The 24,187-nt window shown below is 66.5% G+C and carries 23 protein-coding genes; 13 read left to right on the top strand and 10 right to left on the bottom strand.

Going from position 1 to position 24,187, the window contains the following annotated elements; translation table 11 throughout:
- Positions 1–11: 11 nt before the first annotated feature.
- Both ACT53K_RS15675 and ACT53K_RS15670 read right to left on the bottom strand, forming a co-directional pair.
- Positions 12–566, bottom strand: a complete 555-nt coding sequence (locus ACT53K_RS15675) for a F0F1 ATP synthase subunit delta (RefSeq protein ID WP_476229646.1) — start codon at positions 564–566, stop codon at positions 12–14.
- 346 nt (positions 567–912) lie between these two features.
- Entirely contained in the window at positions 913–2,376 is a 1,464-nt protein-coding gene (locus tag ACT53K_RS15670) for a DEAD/DEAH box helicase (protein ID WP_476229645.1), read from the bottom strand.
- A 575-nt stretch (positions 2,377–2,951) separates the two neighbouring features.
- Here ACT53K_RS15670 and ACT53K_RS15665 point away from each other — a divergent pair.
- Positions 2,952–3,299 carry a PilZ domain-containing protein gene (locus ACT53K_RS15665; RefSeq protein WP_476229644.1) on the top strand — a complete coding sequence of 116 codons (348 nt, stop codon included), beginning with the start codon at positions 2,952–2,954 and terminating at the stop codon, positions 3,297–3,299.
- A gap of 72 nt (positions 3,300–3,371) precedes the next feature.
- On the top strand, positions 3,372–4,415 hold the full coding sequence (gene ada / locus ACT53K_RS15660; RefSeq protein WP_476229643.1) for a bifunctional DNA-binding transcriptional regulator/O6-methylguanine-DNA methyltransferase Ada: 1,044 nt from the start codon (positions 3,372–3,374) through the stop codon (positions 4,413–4,415).
- A 6-nt stretch (positions 4,416–4,421) separates the two neighbouring features.
- Here ada and ACT53K_RS15655 read toward each other — a convergent pair whose 3' ends face one another.
- Both ACT53K_RS15655 and ACT53K_RS15650 read right to left on the bottom strand, forming a co-directional pair.
- Complete coding sequence (locus ACT53K_RS15655; protein ID WP_476229642.1) at positions 4,422–5,939, bottom strand: S1C family serine protease; 1,518 nt, start codon at positions 5,937–5,939, stop codon at positions 4,422–4,424.
- Positions 5,940–6,043: 104 nt separating this feature from the next.
- Entirely contained in the window at positions 6,044–8,209 is a 2,166-nt protein-coding gene (locus ACT53K_RS15650) for a primosomal protein N' (RefSeq protein WP_476229641.1), read from the bottom strand.
- Positions 8,210–8,285: 76 nt separating this feature from the next.
- Here ACT53K_RS15650 and ACT53K_RS15645 point away from each other — a divergent pair, with 76 nt between their 5' ends.
- The 4 genes from ACT53K_RS15645 (at position 8,286) to ACT53K_RS15630 (ending at position 11,072) form a co-directional block, all read left to right on the top strand.
- On the top strand, positions 8,286–8,738 hold the full coding sequence (locus tag ACT53K_RS15645) for a hypothetical protein (protein ID WP_476229640.1): 453 nt from the start codon (positions 8,286–8,288) through the stop codon (positions 8,736–8,738).
- Between the two features lie 102 nt (positions 8,739–8,840).
- The gene (locus ACT53K_RS15640) at positions 8,841–9,263 is read left to right on the top strand and encodes a hypothetical protein (RefSeq protein WP_476229639.1); all 423 of its coding nucleotides are present in this window, start codon (positions 8,841–8,843) and stop codon (positions 9,261–9,263) included.
- Between the two features lie 34 nt (positions 9,264–9,297).
- On the top strand, positions 9,298–9,951 hold the full coding sequence (gene fsa, locus ACT53K_RS15635; protein WP_476229638.1) for a fructose-6-phosphate aldolase: 654 nt from the start codon (positions 9,298–9,300) through the stop codon (positions 9,949–9,951).
- 227 nt (positions 9,952–10,178) lie between these two features.
- Positions 10,179–11,072, top strand: a complete 894-nt coding sequence (locus ACT53K_RS15630) for a tyrosine recombinase XerC (protein WP_476229637.1) — start codon at positions 10,179–10,181, stop codon at positions 11,070–11,072.
- A 192-nt stretch (positions 11,073–11,264) separates the two neighbouring features.
- On the opposite strand, the gene ACT53K_RS15625 is transcribed toward ACT53K_RS15630, so the two are convergent.
- The 4 genes from ACT53K_RS15625 to rsmI are packed head-to-tail and all read right to left on the bottom strand — an operon-like array spanning position 11,265 to position 14,039.
- Positions 11,265–11,852: a DedA family protein gene (locus tag ACT53K_RS15625; protein WP_476229636.1), complete on the bottom strand. Its 588-nt coding sequence runs from the start codon at positions 11,850–11,852 to the stop codon at positions 11,265–11,267.
- A gap of 15 nt (positions 11,853–11,867) precedes the next feature.
- Positions 11,868–12,824, bottom strand: a complete 957-nt coding sequence (gene gshB, locus ACT53K_RS15620; protein ID WP_476229635.1) for a glutathione synthase — start codon at positions 12,822–12,824, stop codon at positions 11,868–11,870.
- 31 nt (positions 12,825–12,855) lie between these two features.
- The gene (locus ACT53K_RS15615; protein WP_476229634.1) at positions 12,856–13,209 is read right to left on the bottom strand and encodes a YraN family protein; all 354 of its coding nucleotides are present in this window, start codon (positions 13,207–13,209) and stop codon (positions 12,856–12,858) included.
- Positions 13,206–14,039, bottom strand: a complete 834-nt coding sequence (gene rsmI / locus ACT53K_RS15610; RefSeq protein ID WP_476229633.1) for a 16S rRNA (cytidine(1402)-2'-O)-methyltransferase — start codon at positions 14,037–14,039, stop codon at positions 13,206–13,208. Before rsmI ends, ACT53K_RS15615 begins: the two co-directional genes overlap by 4 nt.
- A gap of 11 nt (positions 14,040–14,050) precedes the next feature.
- Here rsmI and ACT53K_RS15605 point away from each other — a divergent pair, with 11 nt between their 5' ends.
- Positions 14,051–15,253 carry a penicillin-binding protein activator gene (locus ACT53K_RS15605; RefSeq protein ID WP_476229632.1) on the top strand — a complete coding sequence of 401 codons (1,203 nt, stop codon included), beginning with the start codon at positions 14,051–14,053 and terminating at the stop codon, positions 15,251–15,253.
- 6 nt (positions 15,254–15,259) lie between these two features.
- Here the strand turns inward: ACT53K_RS15605 and hemW are convergent, their stop codons facing one another.
- Both hemW and ACT53K_RS15595 read right to left on the bottom strand, forming a co-directional pair.
- Positions 15,260–16,399 carry a radical SAM family heme chaperone HemW gene (hemW, locus tag ACT53K_RS15600; RefSeq protein ID WP_476229631.1) on the bottom strand — a complete coding sequence of 380 codons (1,140 nt, stop codon included), beginning with the start codon at positions 16,397–16,399 and terminating at the stop codon, positions 15,260–15,262.
- 68 nt (positions 16,400–16,467) lie between these two features.
- Positions 16,468–17,337 (bottom strand): glycosyltransferase family 2 protein, encoded by an 870-nt coding sequence (locus ACT53K_RS15595; RefSeq protein ID WP_476229630.1) that lies wholly within the window; start codon positions 17,335–17,337, stop codon positions 16,468–16,470.
- 520 nt (positions 17,338–17,857) lie between these two features.
- On the opposite strand from ACT53K_RS15595, the gene ACT53K_RS15590 reads away from it, so the two are divergent.
- From ACT53K_RS15590 to ACT53K_RS15565, 6 genes are all read left to right on the top strand, one after another.
- A complete protein-coding gene (locus ACT53K_RS15590) occupies positions 17,858–18,781 on the top strand; it encodes an endonuclease/exonuclease/phosphatase family protein (RefSeq protein WP_476229629.1) in 924 nt (307 codons plus the stop codon).
- Positions 18,782–18,848: 67 nt separating this feature from the next.
- Entirely contained in the window at positions 18,849–19,424 is a 576-nt protein-coding gene (locus ACT53K_RS15585; RefSeq protein ID WP_476229628.1) for a polysaccharide biosynthesis/export family protein, read from the top strand.
- Positions 19,425–19,486: 62 nt separating this feature from the next.
- Complete coding sequence (locus ACT53K_RS15580; protein WP_476229627.1) at positions 19,487–19,978, top strand: hypothetical protein; 492 nt, start codon at positions 19,487–19,489, stop codon at positions 19,976–19,978.
- Between the two features lie 36 nt (positions 19,979–20,014).
- On the top strand, positions 20,015–21,313 hold the full coding sequence (locus ACT53K_RS15575; RefSeq protein ID WP_476229626.1) for an outer membrane beta-barrel protein: 1,299 nt from the start codon (positions 20,015–20,017) through the stop codon (positions 21,311–21,313).
- A 25-nt stretch (positions 21,314–21,338) separates the two neighbouring features.
- Positions 21,339–23,519 carry a GumC family protein gene (locus ACT53K_RS15570; RefSeq protein WP_476229698.1) on the top strand — a complete coding sequence of 727 codons (2,181 nt, stop codon included), beginning with the start codon at positions 21,339–21,341 and terminating at the stop codon, positions 23,517–23,519.
- Positions 23,497–24,156, top strand: coding sequence for a hypothetical protein (locus ACT53K_RS15565; RefSeq protein ID WP_476229625.1), 660 nt, complete (start codon positions 23,497–23,499; stop codon positions 24,154–24,156). Before ACT53K_RS15570 ends, ACT53K_RS15565 begins: the two co-directional genes overlap by 23 nt.
- Positions 24,157–24,187: the final 31 nt, after the last annotated feature.

The raw sequence follows: 24,187 nt of genomic DNA, 5'->3' as shown, positions 1-24,187 counted from the left end.
CTTCTTAGCCTTCAGCCTTTCATCGCGTGCGCGAGGGAGTTCAGTCGGGTCTTGATCGACGAATCGATCATCTGGCTGCCGATCTTCACGACCAGGCCGCCGAGCAGCGAGGGATCGACCGACAGGTCGACGGTCACTTCGCGGCCGATACGGGTACGGAGCTGCGCCTTCAGCGCATCGACCTGCGCCGCGTCGAGCGGATGGGCCGAAATCACTTCGGCCGTCGTCTCGCCGCGGTGGCGCGAGGCCAGGGTGCGGAAGGCGCGGATGATCGCCGGCAACTGGGCCAGGCGGCGATTCTCGGCCAGCACGCCCAGAAACTTGGTGGTGGTCGCGTCGAGCGCCATCACGCCGGCAGCCGCAGCAACCGCCTTGCCCGCGACGGCGCGGCCGATCAATGGGCTGGTGGTGAGCGCCTTGAACTCGGCCGATTCGTCGAGCGCAGCACGCACCTTGGCAAGGCTCGCCTCGACAGCGTCGATGGCCTTTGCGTCACGCGCCAGCTCGAACAGGGCGGTTGCGTAGCGTCCGCTTAGGCTGGCCTGGATACCGCCGGAATTCTCCACGCGATTCGATTCCTCTCGGAGGGTCGGAGTTGGCCCCATGCAACAACGGGGGCGGCGCAAAGGCGCCCCCTGATGGGTTGGCGGGCTGCTAGCATCGCCGGTGCGGTGATGCAACCCGAGTCCCGGAACTGTCACCAATCAGGTCTTGCAGGGTCTTCGCGCACGGTGCGCAGCGACTTTCGCGGGACTGGCGGATGCGCGGCGAATGTTAGCGGTACGGCGGGATATTTTGCGCGCGACAAGGCGCGTTCGTGCGCGCCTTGCCTGCCGCCGGGCCTTGGCATCTGTCGCTCTCGCTCCCCCCCTGCGAGCAGGGAGGGGAGAGAAAGAGTCCGATGCGCGCCCCTTAGCGCGGGCGGGCGCCCTGGCGGGGCTTGCCGCCGCCGGCCGGGCGGGCATGCCATTTGCGCTTGGCATTGGCATAGTTGCGCGGCTGTTCGGCGCGAGCGCCGTCGCTGCGGCCCGCCTCGCCACGCGGACCGTCTGCCCGACGCGGCTGTTCGCCCCGCGGACCTTCGTGGCGGCGCGGCTGTTCGCTGCGCTGCCCCTCGGGCCGGCGCGCCTGACCGTCGCCGCGGCGGCTTTGCGCGTGCTGCATCGCGCGACCGTTGCGACCGGCCTGTTCGTCGCGGCTCATCGGCACCGGCGCGCGGCTCGACTTGATCTTGTCGGCTTCCGCCAGGAAGTTTTCGGGCAGCGGCTGCACCGTCAGCTTCTGGCGGGTGAGCTTTTCGATGTCCTTCAGGTACGGCCGCTCGTCGTCGGCGCAGAAGCTGATCGCCACGCCGTCATTGCCGGCACGCGCGGTGCGGCCGATGCGGTGGACATATTGCTCCGGCACGTTCGGCAGCTCGAAGTTGAAGACATGGCTCACGCCCGACACGTCGATGCCGCGCGCAGCGATGTCGGTCGCGACCAGCAGCTTCACCTTGCCCGAGCGGAACTCGCCCAGCGCGCGCTCGCGCTGCGGCTGGCTCTTGTTGCCGTGGATCGCGTTGGAGGCGATGCCGTTGCCGGCCAGCAGCCGCACGACGCGGTCCGCGCCATGCTTGGTGCGGGTGAAGATCAGCGCGCGGTCGATCTCCAACTCGCGCAGCTGCATTGTCAGCAGCGCCTGCTTCTCGGTCTGGTTGACGAAGGTGACGAACTGCTCGACCCGCTCCGCCGTGGTAGCGACCGGCGTTACCTTCACTTCCACCGGATTGTGGATGAACTGGCTGGCCAGCTCGCGGATCGACTTGGGCATGGTGGCCGAGAAAAACAGCGACTGGCGCTTGGCCGGCAGCTCCTTCACGATGCGGCGCAGCGCATGGATGAAGCCCAGATCGAGCATCTGGTCGGCCTCGTCGAGCACCAGAATCTCGATGCCGAGTAGGATCGCGTAGCACTGGTCGAGCAGGTCGACGAGGCGGCCGGGCGTAGCGACGAGGATGTCGACGCCGCGGGCGAGGTCGGTCTTGTTCTTGTGGACCGAGGTGCCGCCGAACACGGTGGCGATGCGCAGGCCCGTGCCCTGGGCATAATGCTTGGCATTGTCGGCAATCTGCGCCGCCAGCTCGCGGGTGGGGGCGAGGACGAGCATGCGGCAGCCGCGCGGCTGGGCACGGCGGCCCGAGGCGACGAGCCGGTCGATCGAGGGGAGCATGAACGCGGCGGTCTTGCCGGTGCCGGTCTGGGCGATGCCGAGCAGGTCGCGCCCTTCGAGCAGCGCCGGGATCGACTGGGCCTGGATCGGCGTCGCTTCGCTATAGCCCTTGGCGGCAAGCGCAGCGAGAACGGTCTCGGAAAGCCCGAGGTCTTTGAATAGCATGTGAAACCCTTACAAATGGGGCCGGCGCACACGCCAGAAGGGCGCGCGCGAAGGCGGGGTCAACAACGTGACGCCCCGCGTGATTTGGGAAGCCGGTAAAAGCGGGGCAGAGCCGCGCGGCGCTTTTTCCCCTAAGGGCCTGCGCCGCCGATCACGCTGCATAAAATGCCACGCCGTGCTGCAGCATATGGCAGTAATGCTGCCAAAGGTCAAGCAATGGACGGAACGGGGGCAAGACGCCGGGTTGGGGCTGCGGCGTCTCGCCCCCGTCCGTGGCACACCAGCACAATCCCCCCGGATTACGCGAGCTGGCATGCACGGGCCGGTGATACTTGCCGGCCCGGCCGTCCAACGGAGAGAGACCGGGGCAGGTAAACTCTCCGTCGACGACACAGGAAGAGTGCCCCGATCCGCCGCCGGGGACAATTTGACAGCGACAGGGCTGCGACGGCTGCGACTGGTGCGACGAAAAGTCGCCGAATTGCAGGAAGCATTAACCCGTCGCGATTAGTCCGGTGCGCAGGTCAGGGGCGTATCGGATCGTGTTGATTGCAAGACTGGAAGTATGGGGAAGCATGGACCCGCGCGGCGCGGTGCGCTTTCTCGTGGATCGCGGCACCACCGTGCGCGGCATGGACGGCAAGCCGTTCGACGCGCAGGTGGAGAATTTCTCGCGCACCGGCTTCCTGTTCGTCGCCGATGTCGCGCTGCCCATCGGCACGCTTATCTGGATCGGCCTGTCGGGTGCCGGCGCGCGGGAAGCGAAAGTGGTTTGGCGGGACGGTGAGCGCCATGGCTGCGAATTCCTGATGCCGCTTGCCCAGCGCGACCTGCAACACGCCTTTCGCAGCCAGGACGACATCATTGCCGATCTGGAAGAACTGCTTCGCCGCGCCAGGTTGCCGCGGGACGAGCGTTCGTAGCGGCGCTCGCTGCGTTCTTTGGGCGCAAGCGGCGGGATGTATGCCGGTGCTGCTTGGCCTAGGATCGCAGCCATGGACACGCTTTCTCTTTCCGAAGATGCCTGCTGGGCGGCATTCACAGCGCGCGACCGGTCGCAGGATGGTCGCTTCGTCGTCGCAGTCACCACCACCGGCATTTACTGCAAGCCCAGCTGCCCGGCGCGGCGGCCGCTGCGCGCGCATGTCCGCTTTCTGGCAGATGGCGCGGCGGCGCGCGCGGCCGGGTTTCGCCCCTGCCTGCGCTGCCGACCCGACGACGCCGCGCGCGATGCCGTGGCGGTGGCGCGCGCGGCGGCGCTGATCGAGGCGGCCGAGGAGCCGATCGGGCTGGAGGCGCTGGCGGCGGCGGTCGGCTATGCCCCGCACCATTTCAACCGGCTGTTCAAGCGCGCGACCGGTGTTACCCCCGCCGCCTATGCGCGCGGCCTGCGTGCCCGGCGGATGGCGGAGGCGCTGGCCAGCGAGCAAAGCGTCACGCGCGCCATTTATGAGGCGGGCTATGCGGCACCCAGCCGCTTCTACGAACAGGCGGACGCCCGGCTGGGGATGACGCCCAGCGCCTGGCGCGCCGGCGGGGCGGGCGTGACGATCCGCTGGACGATCGCCCAGACCAGCCTGGGGCCGCTGCTGATCGCAGCCACTGACAAGGGGCTGTGCCGCGTCGCGTTCGACGAGGACCAGTTCGCGCTCGCCCGGCGCTTTCCCGCGGCCGAGATCCTGCCCGGCGGCGCGGCGCTGGCCGATCTGGCAGCGCGCGTGGTGGCCGAGGTCGAACGGCCCGGGCGCGTGACGGACCTGCCGCTCGACGTGCAGGGCACCGCGTTTCAGGAGGCAGTGTGGCAGGCGCTTCGTGCGATCCCGGCAGGCGAGACGCGCAGCTATGCCCAGCTCGCTGCCGAGGCGGGGGCACCTGCCGCGGTGCGCGCGGCGGGTACGGCCTGTGGCGCCAATCCCGTCGCCATCGCCATTCCGTGCCACCGCGCCCAGCGCGGCGACGGCAGCATGGGCGGCTATGCCTATGGTATCGATCGCAAGCGGGTGCTGCGCGCCCGCGAAGGCGTTACCGAGCGGAAATAGCGGCGATCACTGGCCGCTGCTCGCGCAATTATAGACGAGCTTTTCGTTATAGACCTGCGGCAGCGTGGCGCGGATCGACTGCTGTTGCGCAGCCAGGCTGGCGCGCGCTGCCTGGTCGCTGGTGCAGGTCTTGACCGGCACGGTCGCCCGCACTTCGCGCGCGCGCTTCATTTCGTCGGCGGAAAGCAGGTAGCGGGTGTTGGTATAGGTGCGCGTTGCCGGATCGAAATCGAGCACCGACACGGTCTGTTCCTGATCGGGCACCAGCACGCGCTGCCAGTGCTTGCCCGATTCGGCATATTGGGTGCGGCCGTTGATGCAGCCATCCTGGCCGATGTCGAGCTGTACGGTGGGCGTCGACGAGACGGTCAGGCGGCTGCGATCGGGCGCCAGCGTGCAGACCAGCTTGCCCAGTGCGACACTCTGCGGCGCGGCGGCTTCGGCGCTGCTGTTGCCGTCCGGCACCGGCACCACCTGCGATTCGTCGAAATTCGGGCGGCTGACGAACACCACCACGGCAGCGATCAGCAGCACCCCGCCGCCGGCCGCCACCCAGATTCCCTCGCGCTTGCTGCCCCGGCCGATCATCAGCCCGGCGCCGCCCAGCGCCAGCGCGCCGAACACCAGCATCACGGCGGCAATCGCCATATAGGTTTCGCGCATCGATTCATTGGTGGCGCGCGCCTTGGCGATGGCGCTCTGGCGCGCGGCTTCGGCCTGGGCGGACGCGGCGCGGGCCTTTTCGTCGGCCAGCAGCTTGTCCTTTTCGTCCGCGCTCTTGTCGAGCGCCATCCGCTCCTCGACGCTCATGCAGGGGCCGTCGACGAGCTGGAAGGGCTGGTTGGCCTGGCGCAGGAAGCCCATCAATTCGCTGTCGGCAATCGCGAAGGCGAAGGTGGCATCGCCTTCTTCGGAGCGGGTGATCGCCGAATTGACGCCCAGCACCCGGCCGCACGGATCGAGCAGCGGGCCGCCCGAATTGCCGCGAGCGATATTGGCGGTGTGGAGCAGCACCGACACGCCCTCCATCGTCCGCAGCCCGGCAAAGCCCCCCTGCGAGCGGACGGGCGATAGCGGCGTGATGAAGTCCGCCGCCGAGCGCGCGGTGGCGAGATCGACATTGCCGGGATAGCCCAGCGCGATCAGCGATTCGCCGTCGGTCGCGCTGCCGCTGAACAGCGTGAGCGGCGGCAGGCGAATGCCGGTGAATTCGATCAGCGCCAGGTCGCGCTGCGTATCGATTGCGATCAGCCGCCCCTGATAGGATTTGGCGCCTTCGGACGGCACCACCCCGATCACGACATTGTCGGGATAGCGCGAGGCAAGCTCGACGACATGGGCATTGGTAACGACGCGATTCGGCGCGACGGCAAAGCCGCTGCCATGGCCGAAGCCGACCACTTCGTCGTCGGCCACGGCAATGGTGACGATGCGCACGACGCCGCGCCCGGCCGCCGAAATATCGTCCGCCCGCGCCGGCATCGCCCAGGCCAGCACCAGCGCCACCAGCATCGCCAACCGCATCACCAAGACCCCGCAATGATCGTTAACGGGCGCTTTCGACCAAAAGCGGCGGGGGTTCAAGCGGGGCAGTTACCGGGATAGTAAAACCGGTGGGATACATGTCCTCACACGAAGCTGTACGGGTCGACATCGACTGCCACCCGCACGCGCGGGCTCCAGCTGAGGGCGCCCAGCCAGGCACGGATCGCGTCCTGCACGGCGAAACCGCGCTTTGCATGGACGAGCAGGCGGAAGCGGTGGCGGCCGCGCAGCATCGCCAGCGGGGCGGGGGCGGGGCCATAGACGTGCATCTCGGCGAGTTCTGGTGCCGCACGGCCGATCATGCGCGCAGCTTCCTCCGCCGCGGCCTTGTCCTCCGACGAGACGACGATCGCGGCATAGCGGCCATAGGGCGGCGCATCGGCGTGGCGGCGTGCCTCGGTCTCCGCCGTGTAGAATGCTTCGGCATCGCCGGAGACCAGCGCCTGCATCACGCCTGCTTCGGGCGCATGGGTCTGGATGAACACGGTGCCCGGCTTCTCGCCGCGCCCGGCACGCCCGGCGACCTGCATGATCTGCTGGAAGGTGCGCTCCGCCGCGCGCAGGTCGCCGCCATCGAGCCCCAGATCGGCATCGACCACGCCGACGAGCGTGAGGTTGGGGAAGTGATAGCCCTTGGTGACGAGCTGGGTGCCGACGACGATGTCGATCGCGCCATGCTCCATGCGCTGCACGAACTCGGCCGCCTTGGCCGGCGACCAGAGCGTGTCCGACGTGACGATCGCGGTGCGCGCCTCGGGCCATAGCGCCGCGACCTCGTCCGCGATCCGCTCGACGCCGGGGCCGCAGGCGACCAGCGTGTCGTCGGACTTGCACTCCGGGCACATGCCCGGCGTGGGCATGGTGTGGCCGCAATGGTGGCACGACAGGCGGTGGAGCAGCCGGTGCTCGACCATCCAGGCGGTGCAATTGGGGCATTGGAAGCGGTGGCCGCAATGGCGGCACAGCGTGAGCGGCGCATAGCCGCGGCGGTTGAGGAACAGCAGTGACTGTTCGCCGCGCTTCAGCGTTTCCTCGATCGCCGCGACCAGCCGGGGCGCCAGCCAGCGGCCGCGCTCGGGGGGCTCGCGGATCAGGTCGATCGGCTCGATCTTCGGCAGTTCGGCCACGCCATAGCGGCCGGGCAGCTTGAGTTCGGCATAACGGCCGACCTCGACCTGATGCCGCGTCTCGATGGCCGGCGTGGCGGAGGCGAGGACGACCGGGCAGCGCTCGAACATGCCGCGCATCACCGCCACGTCGCGGGCGTGATAATGGACGCCTTCTTCCTGCTTGAAGCTGGTTTCGTGCGCCTCGTCGACGACGATCAGGCCCAGCTTGGGATAAGGAAGGAACAGCGCCGACCGCGCGCCCACCGTCACCATCGCCTCGCCGCCCGCAATCGCCCGCCAGGCACGGCGGCGCTCCGAGCTGCGCAGGCCCGAATGCCACGCGACCGGCTCACAGCCGAAGCGACCGGCGAAGCGAGTGAGGAAAGGTTCGGTCAGCGCGATTTCGGGGAGCAGTACCAAAGTCTGCCTGCCCGCCGCGAGCGCAGCCGCGACCGCTTCGAAATAGACCTCGGTCTTGCCCGATCCGGTGACACCGTCGAGCAGGAAGGGCTGGAAGGCGGCTTCCTCCACCGCCTTGCGCAGGGCGGCCGCCACGGCGGACTGGGCCGGGCTGAGGTGCGGCGGGGCGAAGCCGGGGTCGGGCAGCGGATAGGGCGCCTGGGTATCGACCGTCACCGGCTCGATGGCGCCGGCCTTTACCAGCCCGCGAATCACTGCGTCGGACACTTCGGCGATGGCGGCGAGTTCGCGTACCAGCCCCTGGCGTTCGCCGATCCGCTCCAGCGCCTGGGCGCGTTGCGGGGTAAGCCGATCGGGGAGCAGGCCGGTCGCGCGATATTCGGTAATCGTCGGCGCGGCCTCGAACGCTGCCGAGGTGCGCAGGCTCATCGCCAGTACCGCGGAGAGTGGGGCGAGATAATAGTCCGCCGTCCATTCGATCAGCCGCCGCACGGGCGCGGGGATCGGCGGCGCGTCGGCCACGGCCAGGATCGCGCGCAGCCGGTTGTCGCCAATCTCCTCGGTGGGCAGCCGTTCGGCCTCCCACACCACGCCGGCGAACTGGCGCGGGCCGATCGGCACGACGACGATGCTGCCCGGTTCCACCGCCATGCCCGGCGGCACGCGATAATCGAGCGGCCCCAGAGCCGGATGGAGGACGAGAATGCGGGCGCGGGACATGACTGGCCCCTCATATGGGCATTTCGTGCGGAACGGGAATCCCGTATCGCCAGTTGGTCCCCTCGGGAGATCAACGATGCTGTTGTTTGCCTTGCTGCTCGCCCAGACTGTGCCGGCCGATGCCGGGATCGCCTGCAAGACGACCGATGCCAGCCTGCCGGCCGCGCTTGCGGGCTGGCGTGCGCCCGGCGACACGCTGGAACCCGACAAGGCGGTGGCGCTCGATACCGTCGACGGTGCGAGCCTGAAGGGGCTGCCGGCGGGCACCAAGCCAGGCCGGGCGGCGATGCTGGAATTTCGCATCGCGCAGGCCGGCACCTATGGCGTGGCGCTCGACCAGCGCGGCTGGATCGACGTTCTGCCCGGCGCGACCGGCGGCGAGCCGCTCAAGCCGGCGGCTTTCGGCCATGGCCCCGAATGTTCCTCGATCCGCAAGATCGTGCGGTTCACGCTGGCGCCGGGCAGCTATCGCCTGTTCGTGACCGGCCTGACGTCGGCCAAGGCCAAGGTGATGCTCGTCACCGGCTAGGCCGCCGGACTGGAACCGAATCCGTTGTTTTCGCGCATGGGTGCGCTTGTCGGGGTTTTTGAACAAGAATAGAACATAGACGAAACAAATAGGGGATTCGGCATGTTCGCATTCTTGTTGCTCCTCACCACGGTTGCGCCTTGTACCACGACCGAGCTGCCCCCTGCGCTGACCGGGTGGACGCGCAGCGGCGAGGGGCTCGATACCCGCCATGCGGTCATGCTGGATGCGCGGCAGGGGGCGGTGGAAACGCAGGTGACGATTCGCAAGGCCGGCACCTTTGGCATTGCGATCGACCAGCCCGGCTGGGTCGATCTGGCCGGACCTGGCGGCCGGGCGATGCGGGTGTTTTCCCGCGACTCCGGGATCGCCTGCGCAAAAATCGACAAGATTGTCTATTATCGGCTGGCGCCCGGAACCTATCGGGTCACGGTCAAGCGATTGAACGCAAAGCAGGTAAAGCTGATGCTGGTGCATCGCCCAGGGCAGGCGCGGGGGTTTGCCCGAAGCACGCGGCTGGGCTAGGCGGGCGCGAACCGTTTCCAGAAGGATTGCCCGCATGAAGTTCTTTGCCGATACCGCCATCATCGACGACATTCGCGATCTGGCGGATGCCGGTCTGCTCGACGGCGTCACCACCAACCCGTCGCTGATCCACAAGTCGGGCCGCAACTTCCTGGAAGTGGTGGCGGAAATCTGCGCGATCGTCGACGGCCCGGTTTCGGCCGAAGTCGTCGCGCTCGATTATGAAGGCATGATGCGCGAGGCGGAAATCGTCCGCAAGATCGCCGACAATGTCGCGGTCAAGCTGCCGCTGACGATCGACGGGCTGAAGGCCTGCAAGGCGCTGACCAGCGACGGCACGATGACCAACGTGACGCTCTGCTTCTCGGCCAACCAGGCGCTGCTGGCCGCTAAGGCAGGTGCGACCTTCATCTCGCCGTTCGTCGGCCGGCATGACGATATCGGCTTCGACGGCATGCAGCTGATCGCCGATATCCGCCTGATCTACGACAATTACGGCTTCGAGACCGAAATCCTGGTCGCCAGCGTGCGCCATCCGATCCATGTCTATGAAGCCGCCCGCATCGGCGCCGACGTGATGACCGCGCCGCCGTCGGTGATCAAGCAGCTCGTCAAGCACCCGCTGACCGACAAGGGCATTGAATCTTTCATGGCCGACTGGGCGAAGACGGGGCAGTCGATCGGCTGAGGATTGCCGCATGTATCCCCCTCCCGCTTGCGGGAGGGGCTAGGGGAGGGGACTGACGTGGAGGTCTGGGATTCCGCTGCGGCCATCCCCTCCCCCGTCCCCGTTTCGGGTGAACGACGCCCCGCGTCGTTCAGATCAGGCCGGGGGCCTGATCGACCTGAAACGCGCAAGCGGGAGGGGAGCGCAAGTGGCGGCGGCAGGGCGCTCTCTCTGGGTGTGTCGCTGCCATGACCGACCTGCCGCTCCCGCGCCTTTTTGCCGAACATCTCGGCCGCGACCGGCGGCGCTCCGCGCACACGATCCGCGCCTATGAGGCCACCGCGATCCGGCTGCTCGGCTTCCTCCAGCATCATTGGGGCGGGCCGGTTGCGCAGGATGCCCTTGCCGGTGTGACCGCCGCCGATTTGCGCGCCTATCTCGCGCATCGTCGCGAGGAAGGTCTGTCCAATGCCTCCGCCGCGCGCGAACTGTCCGCCGTCCGGGCCTTTCTGAAATTCGCGGGCGGCGAGGCGGCCGAACTGCCGCGGCTGCGCGGGCCGAAGGTGAAGAAAGGCCTGCCGCGCCCGATCGCCCCGCACGAGGCCGTGGCGCTGGCCGAATGGGCATCGGACGAGGCCGCCGAACCCTGGATCGCCGCGCGCGACTGGGCAGTGCTGCTGCTCCTCTATGGCGGCGGGCTGCGGATCGGCGAGGCGGTCGCGCTGACCGGCGCGGTGCTGCCGCTCGGCGATATGCTGCGGGTGACGGGCAAGCGTGCCAAGACGCGCACCGTGCCGCTGTTGCCGCAGGTGCGCGCCGCGATCGAAGCCTATGTCGCGGCCTGCCCCTGGGCCACCGGCCGCGACTTGCCGCTGTTTCGTGGCGCCAAGGGCGGCCCGCTGCCGCCGGGTGCGATCCGCAAGGCGGTGCGGGCAGCGCGGACTGCGCTCGGCCTGTCCGAACGGACGACGCCGCATGCGCTGCGGCACAGCTTTGCCACGCACCTGCTGGGGCGCGGCGCCGATCTGCGCGCGCTGCAGGAGTTGCTGGGCCATGCCAGCCTCAGTTCGACACAGGTCTATACCGCCGTCGATGCCGCGCATCTGCTCGATGTGTACCGGAACGCCCATCCGCGCGCTTGAGGGCTGCGCGCCTGCCTTCCTGTCAAAGACGACGGCAATGAACGGGAGGGAAAACCGCGCCTCAACAACCACCGTCATCCCCGTCTGCGCGGGGATGACAATGGGATTTTGCCAGATGCGATAGCACTCCCTGCCTGTCTTAATGGGGGAGGGCCGGCGCCATGCGGGGGAGGGCAATGCACGGCGCCGTCCTTACGCCTCGCGCGGTTTCCAGGTCAGCACGCGCCAGACATAGAAGACCGCCATCGCCGCCGCGCCGATCAGGATCGCCGGCGTGATCCAGCGGTCGATTTCGGCGACCATCGCGCCCAGGCCATAGCCGGCGCCGACCAGGGCTGCGTTCCAGACCGCGCTGCCCGCCGCAGTATAGAGGCAGAAACGCCAGAAGCGCATGTGCATCAGCCCCGCCGGCAGCGAGATGATCGTGCGGCCGAACGGCATGAAGCGGAACAGGAAGATCGTCGGGCCGCCCCAGCGGTCGAAATAGCCCTTGAATCGCTCGACATCGTGCCACTCGATCGTCAGCCAGCGGCCCCAGCGCGCGACGAACGGCTTCAGCCGCTCATACCCCAGCCGTCGGCCGATTTCCCACCAGAAGAGGTTGCCGACCACGGTGCCGAGCGTGCCGATCACCACCAGCAGGGTCGGATCGAAATGCCCCTTGGCTGCGCCGATGCCCGCCACGCCCATGATCGCTTCGGACGGGATGGGCGGCACGACATTTTCGAGCACCATCAGCAGGAAGATGCCCCAATAACCCCAGGAAATCAGGATCGCCATCGCCTCAGCGTCCCGTCATCCGCGCGCGGCGACGCGGGCCTCGATCGCATCCCAGATCATGCCCGCCGTGTCGGTGCCGTTGAACCGGTCGATCGCGACGATCCCCGTCGGCGAGGTGACGTTGATTTCGGTGAGCCATTGCCCGCCAATAACGTCGATACCGACGAAAAGGAGCCCGCGCTTCTTCAGCTCCGGCCCCAGCACGGCGCAGATTTCCTGCTCGCGGGGTGTCAGTTCGGTCTTGGCTGCCGAGCCGCCGACCGCCAGGTTCGAGCGGATTTCGCCTTCGCCCGGCAGCCGGTTGATCGCGCCCGCCACTTCGCCGTCGACCAGCACGATGCGCTTGTCGCCCTTCACAATGTCGGGAAGGAAGGCCTGCACCATGTGCGGCTCGCGATAGGCGGTGTTGAACACTTCGATCAGCGAGGACAGGTTGGCGCCGTCGCGGCCGATCTTGAAGATCGCCTTGCCGCCATTGCCGTGCAGCGGCTTGACGACGATCTCACCATGTTCGGCCAGGAACGCCTTCGCCTCGTCGACCGAGCGGGTGACGAGCGTCGGCGGCATGAATTGCGGGAAATCGAGCACCCACACCTTTTCGGGCGCGTTGCGGACGCTGGCCGGGTCGTTCACCACCAGCGTGCGATCGGCGATCCGCTCGAGCAGATGGGTGGCGGTGATATAGCCAAGGTCGAAGGGCGGATCCTGACGCATCAGCACGACATCGGCCTCTTCGCCCAGGTCGAGCTTCACCGGATCGCCGAAGCTGAAATGGTCGCCGGCCACGCGCTGCACCGTCACCGGATGCGCCCGCGTCCAGACGCGGCCGGCGCTGTAGTTCAGATCCTCGGGGGCATAATGGAACAGCCGGTGCCCGCGCGCCTGCGCCGACAGCATCAGCGCGAAGCTCGAATCGCCTGCGATGTTGATCGAATCGAGCGGGTCCATCTGCACGGCGACGGTAAGCGACATTCTGCCTCCCAGGGTGTCTTGTCGGGCCAACTCACCCGATCCAGGCATTCTCGATATGGCGAGGCAAGGTGCGCGGGGCAATGAGGATCACGTCGACGCGGATATCGTCGCCGGGCGCGGCATAGCGCGGCATCAGCAGTTCGGCTGCGGCGGCGACGCGGGCGAGGCGGCGCTCGTCGATGGCAAAGTCGAGTTCCGCTGCGGACTTCCGCGTCTTCACTTCGACAAAGGCGACGAGCGCGCCGCGCTTTGCCACGATGTCGACTTCCCCGGCGGGCGTGCGCACCCGCTGGTCGAGGATTCTCCAGCCGCGCAGCCACAGCCACCAGGCGGCGCGGCGCTCGCCGTCGCGGCCGCGTGCTTCGGCGGCGCGGCGGTCCCTCACCCCTTCATCTCCATCGCCCGGGCGTAGAGCGCCTTGCGGTCGAGCCCCAGCCGCTTCGCCACTTCACCCGCCGCCTTGGACGCGGGCAGGCGGGTGAGCGCTTCGGCCAGCGCGGCATCGGCGTCCTCGGCCGTGGCGGGTGCGGCCTCGCCGGGCGGGCCGACGACGATGACGATCTCGCCCTTGGGCGGCGCCTCTGCATAGCGCGCGGCGAGGGTGGAGAGCGTGCCGGTCACGCATTCCTCGAACTTCTTGGTGATCTCGCGGGCGACGCCCGCCTCACGGTCGCCCAGCCCTTCGGCAAGTGCAGTCAGGCAGGCGGCAAGGCGCGGACCTGATTCGTACAGAATTAGCGTCGCCTTGATCGCTGCCACTTCGGCGATTGCCTCGGCCCGGGCATGGGCCTTGCTCGGCAGGAAGCCCAGGAAAAAGAACCGGTCCGTGGGCAATCCCGCCAGCGTCAGCGCGGCGATGGCGGCACAGGGGCCGGGAATCGTCACCACCGCATGGCCGGCGGCGCGCGCGTCGCGCACCAGCTTGTAACCGGGATCGGAGATCAGCGGCGTGCCCGCGTCAGAGACCAGCGCCACCGCCTCGCTGCCCATCCGCGCGATCAGGCCGGGTCGCACGGCATCGGCATTATGGTCGTGATAAGGGAGCATCGGCCGCTTCACGCCGATGTGCCGGAGCAGCCCCGCAGTCACACGGCTGTCTTCGACTGCAACCACATCGGCGCGTGAGAGTATCATGCTGGCGCGCGGCGACAGGTCACCGAGATTGCCGATCGGAGTGGCCACGATATAGAGGCCGGGCGCGAGAACAGGTTCCATCGGGGAGAGTCATGGCAGAGGCCAAAGGGAAATCGCAACCGGGGCTGTTCGCCCGGCTTCGCTGGGCAGTGCTCGGCGCCACTTTATTCGCGGCGGCCTGTTCGGGCGGCCCGCGCATCATTCCCGAGGCGGAAAAGCCCGCGCCGGTGGAAAAACCGGTCGAACGGCCGCGGCCGGTGATCCAGCCCGGCCTGCCGCAGGATGTCGAACGGCATCGCATTGCGCTGCTCGTGCCGCTGACCGGGCCCAACGCCGGCGTCGGCAAGTCGCTGCAGAATGCGACCCAACTCGCGATTCTCGACACCGGCACCGATGCGATTCGCATCACCAGCTATGACACGACCGGTGCCGGCGGTGCGGTCGGTGCGGCCGAGCGTGCGATTGCCGATGGCGCCAAGCTGATCCTGGGTCCGCTGCTGGCGGAGGACGCCCGCGCCGTGGCGCCGGTCGCGCGCCGCGCGCATGTGCCGGTGCTCAGCTTTTCCAACGATTCGAGCGCGGCCGGCGGCGGCGTCTATCTGCTGGGCTATTCCCCGTCGCAGTCGATCGAGCGCGTGGTCGATTATGCCAAGGCGAACGGCATCACCAGTTTTGCCGGGCTGATCCCGGCCGGCGTCTATGGCCAGCGTGCCTCGACCGCGTTTCTGCGTGCGGTGGAAGATGCCGGCGGCAAGGTGCTGGCGATGGAAACCTATGACGGTCGCCCGGGCTCGATGGCTGCGGCGATCGGCAAGCTCGGCGCGGCGCCCTATCAGGCGGTGCTGATCGCCGGCAGCGCCGGCGGCGCGACGGTGGCGGTGCCGGTGATTCGCCGGTCGGCCAGCGGCAAGGCGGCGCGGGTGCTGGGCACCGAGCTGTGGAACACCGATTCGGCCGCAGCCAGCCGCCCCGTGCTGAACGGCGCCTGGTTCGCCAGCGTGCCCAACGGCGTCTATCGCCAATATGCCGTGAAATATCGGGCGCGCTTTGGTGCGGCGCCCTATCGGCTGTCAGCGCTGGGGTATGATTCGGTGCTGCTGACGGTGCGGATCGCGCGCGACTGGCGCCCGGGCACCGACTTCCCGGCCGCCGAACTGGTTGACCATGACTTTGGCGGCGTCGACGGCGCGTTCCGCTTTAGCCGCGACGGCATCGCCCGACGCGCGCTGGAGGTGCAGGAGGTGCGCGGCGGCGCGATCGTCACGGTATCGCCGGCGCCGAACAAGGCGGAGTAAGGGGGCTTACGCCACCAGCTCGCGCAGGATTGCCTCCAGCACCGGCACCCCGGCTTCGGTAACGCGGAGCCGGTCGCCGGTCTGTTCGGCCAGTCCCTGCGCCTGCAGCCGGGCGAGCGCCGGAAGCGAAATGGGGGCGGTGCCGCCCGACAGGCTGGCGACACGTGCCAGATCCACGCCCTCGTTCAGCCGCAACCCCATCAGCAGCGCCTCGGTGCCGCGGTCGACGGGTGTGAGCGGGTCTTCGCTGGCCAGTCCATGGCCGTTGCGTGCGATGGCTGCCAGCCAGTTTTCCGGCTTTTTGTGGCGAAGCGTGGCGAGGCCGCCGCGTCGGCCATGGGCGCCCGGGCCGACCCCGGCATAATCGCCGTAACGCCAATAGGTCAGGTTATGCCGGCTTTCGGCGCCGGGCCGGGCATGGTTGGAGATTTCATAGGCCGGCAGCCCTGCCGCAGCCGTACGGGCGCGGGTCGCCTCGAACAGATCGGCGCCGGTGTCGCCATCGGGAATCGCCAGCTCGCCCTTCGCGGCCAGCGTCGCGAACCGCGTGCCGGGCTCGATGGTGAGCTGGTAGAGCGAGAGATGCTCAGTGCCGAAGCCGATCGCGCGGTCGAGTTCGGTTTCCCAATCGGCGAGCGATTGGCCGGGCCGGGCATAGATCAGGTCGAAACTGACACGGGCGAAGCTGCGCTGCGCCGTTTCCAGCGCCGCCAGCCCTTCGGTCACGTCGTGCGCACGGCCCAGAAATCGCAGCGCGGCATCGTCGAGTGCCTGCAGCCCCAGCGACACGCGGTTGACGCCCGCTGCCGCAATATCGGCGAAGCGCGCCGCCTCGACCGACGAGGGATTGGCCTCCAGCGTTATTTCGATGTTTGGTGCGAACGGCCAGGCGCTTTCCGCCGCCGCGATGATCGCCGCCACGGTTTCCGGCGGCATCAGCGACGGCGTGCCCCCGCCAAAAAAGATGGAGCCGAGCGTGCGGCCGGGCAGCAAGGCCGCTTCATGGGCAAGATCCGCAAGCAGCGCCGCGCGCCACTGCGCCTGATCCACACTTTCGCGGACGTGGCTGTTGAAGTCGCAATAGGGGCATTTCGACACGCAGAACGGCCAATGCACATAGAGCGCCAGGGGAGCGGCTGCAGTCATGGGAGCGGGGCGGTGGCAGCGGAAATGGGAACGGGCCTTTCGTCGCCCCGTAAGGCAGTGACCGCCCCTTACAAGTCCAGAATGCGCTCCGGCGCAAGTCGCCCCGCGAGCAGATCGCGAAAAGCCAGCCAATTCCCTTTTACCCGGCCCAGGCGATCTACCCAGGGTTCAGGGAAGGCTGCGCGGGCATGGTTCTTCAAGATGTTCCTGAGCATATGACGGCGAGCGACATCTGCCGCCAGCGTGCCCTTCTGGCTAAGGTACAGCGGGTTGGCGATCTGCGAATAGCCCAGGCGAATGCCCGATGTGCGCCCGCGCTTGGTGCCCTGATGTACGCCTGCAAAGGCGTTGGTCTTCACGATCCGACCCTTGCTGGCGAAGCCACTCGAGAAATCGAGGTCTTCGAGCCACGCATAGAGTGGAAGCCGTTCGTCGAATCGGCGATCGCCGATGGCGGAGCGACGAAACACCATGTTGCAGCCATAGGTGCCGCTGATGGGGGAGATATGGGTGGAGCCGGGGAGGGACTGATCGAACTGCTCGACAAGGGCGATCGCCTCTGAATAGTCGATCCCGCTCGTGTTGATGCCGTCGCGCAGGACGAGTCCTGTTGCGGCGGCGATGTCTGGATTTTCCCGGAAAAGCCATGACATGCCCTCCAGGCTGTAGCGCGAGGGCACGAAATCGTCGTCGTAAAAGGCCACGAGGTCCGTGTCCTTCGCAAGATGCGCAAGGCCCGTGTTGCGCTGGGCCGGCAGGCCCTTTGGACCGCGCACGACCTGAACGCCATCGGCTTCAAATTGCGGCGGGAGATCCTGGTCAGCCGAAATCGCGAAGATGATCTGCGCGGGCGGCTGTGTTTGCCGCTTCGCATGCTCCACCCAGCGCGCGAGTTCCGTGGGACGCCCAGAACTGGCGATGATGAGGGAAATCATCATTATATCAACGCTCACGCAAACTGGAGAGAATAGAGGACTGCGGGGGTGTACGCACAAGTCATGTTGGATTGGTTAAATGCGCTAAGGTAAAAGGAGCGATTGACACTGCTTTTGCATCTGCATTGCATGGGGGTATCGCGCATTGGGGGTGGCGGGCTCTCCGCAGTTCGGCGCGGAATGACTAACGCGCAGCGCGGGAGCCAATTACGGGGCTCGTCGCAGCCTGGTAAGCTGCGCGGCGGGCCGATGCAGTATATCGCATCAAATTTTCTCGAATCTCCGCACTGGCGTTTAATTTGGTTGCGGATGTGCTAACCAGGATTAATTTCCTTCACCATAAGGTGTCATAGAAACTGGTGCAACATAATTGATATTCAGTCATGATATTGTCATGCATCTTCGCGCAATAGGCGCAGTGCGCTGGATTGAATGATCGTGAGCAAGTGCATCTCTGGCGCTGCAATGCCATGTTGTTCTCCCGCAGGGGCTATGACCGGGTGATGCCTTTGCTATGATATTTTTGCTGGCGCTCGATGCGGTCATGCTGGCGGGGTGTCTCGCTCCGCAATGGCCGGCGGCGGATGTTCTGAACATGGCTGCACCGGCTTTGGCGCTATTGGCAGCAGTCGCGATTCTGCTTCAGTGTCGTCGGCGCCCTTTCCTGTGCTTCGGCTCGCTTGCAGTGCTGGTGTTCTATGTCGGTCTGACGATCGTGCCGGGTTGGCTCGGCGCGAGTGTCCAGCGTCCGGCGCAGCAGGGCGTGCGCATCGTCCAGTACAATGCGTGGCTGGACAATCCGGCACCCGAGCGAAGTGCGCGATGGATCCTTGCCCAAAATCCCGACCTGGTGCTGCTGGCCGAGGTGCCGCCGCAGAGCAGGCTGCTGGCGATGCTCGCGCCGCATTTCGGCTTTCGGATGAATTGTACGCAAGGCGGTATCTGCTCCACCTGGCTCTTGTCGCGACTTCCGGTGCGCGCCGCACGCGGATTGGCCCGAGGCGATTCGGAGAACCGCCAGACGCTATCGGCGGTGTGGGCGCGGATTGTAACCGGCTGCGGCGACATCGACCTTGTATCGCTGCATCTCGCGCGCCCCTGGCCTTTTGCGGGGCAGCGCCGCGATCTGGCGCAATTGCAGCGCGAAATTGCTCCGTTGCCGCGGGGGGCGCTGGTGATCGCCGGGGATTTCAACTTGCCGCCCTGGGTGCGGGAAATGCGCCGGGTCGATACGCAACTGGCGCCGCTGCAGCGCGCGAGAGGAATGTGGCCGACCTGGCCCGTGCGGTTCGGTCAGGTTCCCATGGTTCCCCTGTTGCCGCTCGACCATCTGTTTCTGGGGCCGACGCTTGCCGTTGTCGAAAGAAAAGTCGGGCCCGATCTGGGGGCTGACCATTTGCCGATAGTTACGCGCGTTAAAAAGTTAACCGGTTGCAAAAGTGCATAATATCAAAGGGTGCCGGATTGCAAAAAATCAGGTTAAAGGATATTAGAAAGGCGAGGAGATTTTATCCGTGAAGTATATCCTCTGCTGGGTCTTTCTCTTAGTCGGTTTTCTGGCGTTTACGCCGGCATCTGCGCAGGCGCCGTCGTCTGCGGCAGAGGTTGCGGCACCACAATCCGTCGGCGATCAGGATTATCATCTGGGTGTCGCCGATAAGATTCGCGTGCTTGTCTATGATGAGCCAACCCTTTCGGGCGAGTTTCTCGTTAACGCCAATGGCTCGATATCGATGACGCTGATCGGCGATGTTCGCGCCCAGGGGCGCACTGCCGGTGAAGTCGCCGAGGAGATTCGCACGCGTTTGGCAGACGGCTATCTCCGTCAGCCGCGCGTCAGCATCGATGTGCTTACCTTCCGACCTTTCTACATTCTGGGTGAAGTTAAGAAGCCGGGCCAATATCCCTATTCGAGCGGGCTGACCGTGTTCAATGCAGTCGCGACGGCGGAAGGGTTTACGTATCGCGCTGACCGTAAAGTCGTATTCATCAAGCGGGCTGGGCAGGAAAAGGAAGAAAAACTGAAGCTTGGCGTGAATATACGTGTCTATCCCGGGGATACGATCCGCATCGGAGAGCGATTCTTCTAAGCTTGGTAATCATTTAGATTACCATAGATTGTATGCGTATTCCCGTAATTAATGGAAATTAATTGATTATTGCGTTGCGGCATGGCATAGCGATTCTCGTATTGCTTAGGGAGTATTGGGCTGTGCGGTCTGTCTGTGCCCTTTTCGCCATGCTGATTCTGTCTACTTCGAATGTCGCGTTGGCGCAGGATCAGAATGCAGCCTCGACGCAGAATGCGGAGCAGGAGGCGGCCAAGGTGGATTCCCTCACCAAGGCTATCCGCGACATCATTGCCTCCAACGGCAAGGCACGCCCGGCGGATCTGGAAGGCAAGATCGCATTTGCGCTTTCCCAGTCCGGCTCCGGCTGCGGTGCATCCACCAAGGCGCTCGGGGCTGTCCTGCAGGGGCAGCAATCGGGGTCGGCGCAGGCTGCGCTCCAGAATCTGATGAAGACGGTGTCGCGTTGCCAAAATATCGGCACGGGCGCGACGGGTGCTGGTGCGACCCAGACGGCCGACCAGGGGCCGTCCGTCGGGCTCGGCGGCGGAACGTCCAATTATCGGACGCCGTAGGGCGCGACACAGCATTCGCTAAACGGGGGTATTGGCGTGCGTAACTTGACATCCAGCGCGGTAGCCGCGCTGTCCCTTTTCTATGCTCTGGATGCCCGGGCACAGAATGTCGGCCAGAGCCTTGTCTCGCCCGATCTGCCGCTGCAGTTCGATCGCGGCCGGAACGAAGGCGTACTGGATCGGGAACGGCCTGAATATGAAGCACTTGGCGTGCGGGTCGGTGGCTTCACGCTGTTTCCCGGTTTCGATTCCGAAATCGGCGCATCGGACAATGTCTATGCAGTGAGTGCACCGAAGACGGGCGACGGCTATGTCCGCTTTTCGCCGCGCGCGACCTTGTCGAGCAATGCAAGCACTTACTCGCTTAGCGTCAATGGCAGCTATTCCGGCGTTCGCTACTTCCACGAAACGAAGCGTAACCAGGACAATTGGTCGGCCGGGTTGAACGGCCGGTTCGACGCTACCTCCAGCGTTTCGCTCAGCGGACGTGCCAGCACGTCCCAGTCCACGGAGTCGCCGACCTCGGGCGCGACGCCGCTCAACGCGGCGCAGGCCGTGCAGTATCGCCAGAACCAGGTAGGCGCGACTGCGACCTTCACCGGCGGCAAGCTGCGCGGGCAGCTGGGGGTCAACTATAACGGTATCACCTTTTCGAACGTGCTGACGCTCTCGGGTACGGTGCTCGACCAGGGCAACCGCAACCGCGACGTCTATAGCGGCAGCGGTCGCGTCGAATATTCGCTGTCGCCGGACACCTCGCTGTTCGTGCAGCTTGGGTATGAAGACAGTGGCTATCGCCAGCTCCTGTCACCAGGCGTGGCAAATCGCGACTCCCAGCAGGTCCGCGCGCTTGGCGGCGCCAGCTTCGACCTCACCTCGCTGGTGCGCGGCGCCCTCGCACTCGGCTATGTCAGCCGTTCCTATCGTTCGCCCTTGTACAAGGACATTTCCGGCTGGGCCGCAGAGGGGCGGGTCGAATATTTTCCCAGCCCGCTGACCACGATCACGCTGGCGCTGCGCCGGACGGTGGAAGACGCCTCGTTCCAGAACAGCAGCGGCTATTTCGCGACATCGGCCAGCCTGCGCGCCGATCATGAATTGCTGCGCAACCTGCTACTCTACGTGCAGGGCGGGTACGAACGCGATTCCTATCAGCCGAGCAGCGCCGCGATCCCGGCGGTGAAGGTGGTCCGGCTCGGCGCGGGCGCGCGCTATTTCATCAATCGCACGGTCGGGCTGGGACTGTCGCTGTCGCACGACAATCGCAGCGCCAACGGCACGGTCGGATCCTACACGGAAAACCGCGGACTGTTGTCGATCGTGTTCCAGCGCTGAGGCTGGCCTAGTAGAATTGGACGTGATGAATAGCGTAAATCCCGGCTCGCTTGTTCGCATCGAAAGTCGCTTCGACCAGACACGACATTTCGGCCGAAAGCCCGTAACGCTGACGAGCATCGGCGATGCGCTGCGGCGACGTTTTCCGTTGCTGATCGGCGTGGTCCTGTTGTCGGTGCTCGCCGCAGCGATGCTCTCGGCAGTGCTTACGCCCAGCTATTCGTCGACGACCCGGCTGCGGATCGTCCCGCGGGGCGCCTCGCCGCTCGACTTTGAAGAGCGCACCGATACGCCGCTCGACCAGTCGATCATCGAAACTGAAGTGGCCACGATCCTCTCGCGGGACATCGCACGGTCGGTGGTGAAGCAGTTCGGGCTGCAGAACGATCCGGAATTTGTCGCACCCGACTGGAAGAATAAGCAGTTGAAGGCCGGCGCCGGCGGGGACGCGCCGGTCGTCGAACATGCTACCAGCGCCGTGCTCGGGCACCTGACCGCTGCCCGCGAGGGCAAGAGCTATGTCGTCGCGATCACCTTCAGTTCGCGCGATCCCGTCAAGGCGGCGCGGATCGCCAATGCCTTCGCATCTGCCTATATCGCGCACGGTGTCGAGACGCTGGTGGAAACTGCGTCGCAGCAATCCGCTTCGCTGGGCCAGCGCCTGAATGAGCTGGGCTCCGAGGTTCGCGACGCTGAAAGCAAGGTCGCGCAATATCGTGCCCAGACCGGCATCGTCGAAGGCGGCAACAGCGGCACGATCAGCGACCAGCAGGTTGCGCCGCTTGCCGGCCAGCTTGCGACCGCCGAAGCGCAGGCGGCAAGCGCCCGGTCCGACCTGGCCGTTGCCGAGCGCCAGACAAGTGGCGGCAGCGGCGACGCGGTCGGTGCCGTTCTGGGGTCCTCGGTGATCGCGGATCTGCGCCGGCAGCGTACCGAGGCGGAAAAGGATCGTGCGGCCGCCAATACGCGATATGGTCCCAAGCACCCGCTGGTGATCGCGGCGGGAGAGCGGGTCCAGTCGCTCGATGAGCAAATCCGCCAGGAACAGGTGCGGATCGTGGAAGGCCTGCGTGCCGCCTCGCGCGCCGCCGACGCGCGTGTCGCCAGCCTGCGGTCGCAACTCGGGGCGCTGCGTAAGGAAATCTCGCAGAACAACCGTGCGTCGGTGCAGGCCGAGAGCCTCGAACGCGAAGCCGCCGCCAAGCGTGCGGCCTATGAGCGGATGTCGCAGGCCAACCAGCAATCGAACCAGGCAAAGCAGAGCGGCGACGCTCAGGCCCAGGCGCGCGTGATCGAGCGTGCAACTGTTCAGGGTGCGCCCAGCTTCCCGAACAAGCGGGCGATGCTCGCTGCCGGTTTGCTCGGCGGCCTCGTGCTCGGTTTCAGTGCGGTTTTCATCGTCGAGGGGACCCAGTCGCGGGTGCGTACGCCCGAAGACGTCGAGCTGCTGCTCGGCCTTTCGTTCATCGCCTCGATTCCTGACGTCCGGCGCCGTCGATGGGGCCTGGTCGGCAAGCGCATATCGCCATCGCGCCTGCTGCTCGACAAGCCAGTGTCGGTCTATTCGGAAAGCTTCCGCGCTATCCGCCGCGCCTTGCAGGTGCAGGCAAAGGCGGGACCGAAGGTTGTCGCCATCACGTCGACCGTTCCCGCTGAGGGCAAGACCACGGCAGCCTTGTCGTTGGCACGGGTGATGGCGATGAGCGGCGATCGCGTCCTGCTGGTCGATTGCGACGTACGCCGCGCGAGCCTGGCGGCCACGCTGGAGGTGCGGCCGGGAGCAGGACTGGTCGAACTGCTCGAAGGGGGCGCGGCTCTTGACGAGGTGATGATCGACGATCTCGTGTCGGGTCTGCAAATCTTGCCGGTAGCGCGGCCCTGCTTCACGCCTGTCGACCTGTTCCACGGCGCCGGTATGGCCGCGTTGCTCGAACGGGTGCGGCAGGAATATGATTATATCCTGCTCGACACGCCGCCGCTGCTAGGCGTGGCCGACGCACGCACGCTAGTCTCGCTGGCCGACACGTCCGTCCTGCTGGTCAAGTGGAACCAGACCCCGATTGCAGCGATCGATGCTTGCCTCGCTGCGGTGGAGCATGATGGGACCGCGGTCGCCGGCGTTGTGTTGTCGATGGTCGATCAACGGGCTGAGGCGATGGGCGCGGTATATTACTCGGCGCAATATGGCAGCTACTATCACGGTTGACGCATCCGGCAGGACGCGGCGGCGGCAGGGCTGGCGCCCGTTCCGGGTAGGGGCCGTGGTTGCGATCGGCGCACTGCTGATCGCCGGGATCGCGAACGCTACCGAGGAATGGGCGGTCGACGCGGCGGCGCGGGCGGTGCGCGGTAGTACCGGTGATGCCGATGCGCTCGCTGCCGGCTATCCGGACCCCTCGGTTCGCCAACCGCCCCGACTGGCCCTGGCGCTGGCTGCCGCATTTGCCCGTTCCGGCGCTGCCTCCAGGGATAATGGCTATCGGGCCGCGGCATGGCGCACGGCCCGGCGCTATCTCGACCAGATCGACGATGCCCGGCCCATATGGCCGGCGCGCGATGTTGTCGCGGCCTATCTGGAGTCCTTGCACGGGCGCGATGCCGCCGCGGTTGCGGCGCTTTCGCAAAGCTATCGCGGCGGCGGTTTCCTGCCGGTCGAGGCTCCGTGGCGGATCGGCTATGCGAGTGACCATTGGATGGCGCTCACGCCGGAGACACGCTCGCAGGTCATCGACGAAGCAATCTGGCTGATCCATGTCGATGGCGGCAACCGGCCCAGGGTCGAGCGCCTGCTGGCGCGGTCCGCCGCGATCATACCCTTCCTGCTTCGCGACCGCGAGCCCTGACGGCGACACCGCGCCCCGCCGGCACGGCAGT

The sequence above is a fragment of the Sphingomonas sp. DMC8 genome, assembly GCF_056314185.1.
This window is presented reverse-complemented; position numbering and strand designations above follow the sequence as displayed.

Excerpts from the sequence above, each read along its gene's own strand:
- ACT53K_RS15670 (WP_476229645.1), bottom strand. The coding sequence starts at position 2,376 with ATGCTATTCAAAGACCTCGGGCTTTCCGAGACCGTTCTCGCTGCGCTT.
- ACT53K_RS15665 (WP_476229644.1), top strand. The coding sequence starts at position 2,952 with ATGGACCCGCGCGGCGCGGTGCGCTTTCTCGTGGATCGCGGCACCACC.
- ada (WP_476229643.1), top strand. The coding sequence starts at position 3,372 with ATGGACACGCTTTCTCTTTCCGAAGATGCCTGCTGGGCGGCATTCACA.
- ACT53K_RS15655 (WP_476229642.1), bottom strand. The coding sequence starts at position 5,939 with ATGCGGTTGGCGATGCTGGTGGCGCTGGTGCTGGCCTGGGCGATGCCG.
- ACT53K_RS15650 (WP_476229641.1), bottom strand. The coding sequence starts at position 8,209 with ATGTCCCGCGCCCGCATTCTCGTCCTCCATCCGGCTCTGGGGCCGCTC.
- ACT53K_RS15645 (WP_476229640.1), top strand. The coding sequence starts at position 8,286 with ATGCTGTTGTTTGCCTTGCTGCTCGCCCAGACTGTGCCGGCCGATGCC.
- ACT53K_RS15640 (WP_476229639.1), top strand. The coding sequence starts at position 8,841 with ATGTTCGCATTCTTGTTGCTCCTCACCACGGTTGCGCCTTGTACCACG.
- fsa (WP_476229638.1), top strand. The coding sequence starts at position 9,298 with ATGAAGTTCTTTGCCGATACCGCCATCATCGACGACATTCGCGATCTG.
- ACT53K_RS15630 (WP_476229637.1), top strand. The coding sequence starts at position 10,179 with ATGACCGACCTGCCGCTCCCGCGCCTTTTTGCCGAACATCTCGGCCGC.
- ACT53K_RS15625 (WP_476229636.1), bottom strand. The coding sequence starts at position 11,852 with ATGGCGATCCTGATTTCCTGGGGTTATTGGGGCATCTTCCTGCTGATG.
- gshB (WP_476229635.1), bottom strand. The coding sequence starts at position 12,824 with ATGTCGCTTACCGTCGCCGTGCAGATGGACCCGCTCGATTCGATCAAC.
- rsmI (WP_476229633.1), bottom strand. The coding sequence starts at position 14,039 with ATGGAACCTGTTCTCGCGCCCGGCCTCTATATCGTGGCCACTCCGATC.
- ACT53K_RS15605 (WP_476229632.1), top strand. The coding sequence starts at position 14,051 with ATGGCAGAGGCCAAAGGGAAATCGCAACCGGGGCTGTTCGCCCGGCTT.
- hemW (WP_476229631.1), bottom strand. The coding sequence starts at position 16,399 with ATGACTGCAGCCGCTCCCCTGGCGCTCTATGTGCATTGGCCGTTCTGC.
- ACT53K_RS15595 (WP_476229630.1), bottom strand. The coding sequence starts at position 17,337 with ATGATGATTTCCCTCATCATCGCCAGTTCTGGGCGTCCCACGGAACTC.
- ACT53K_RS15570 (WP_476229698.1), top strand. The coding sequence starts at position 21,339 with ATGAATAGCGTAAATCCCGGCTCGCTTGTTCGCATCGAAAGTCGCTTC.
- ACT53K_RS15565 (WP_476229625.1), top strand. The coding sequence starts at position 23,497 with ATGGCAGCTACTATCACGGTTGACGCATCCGGCAGGACGCGGCGGCGG.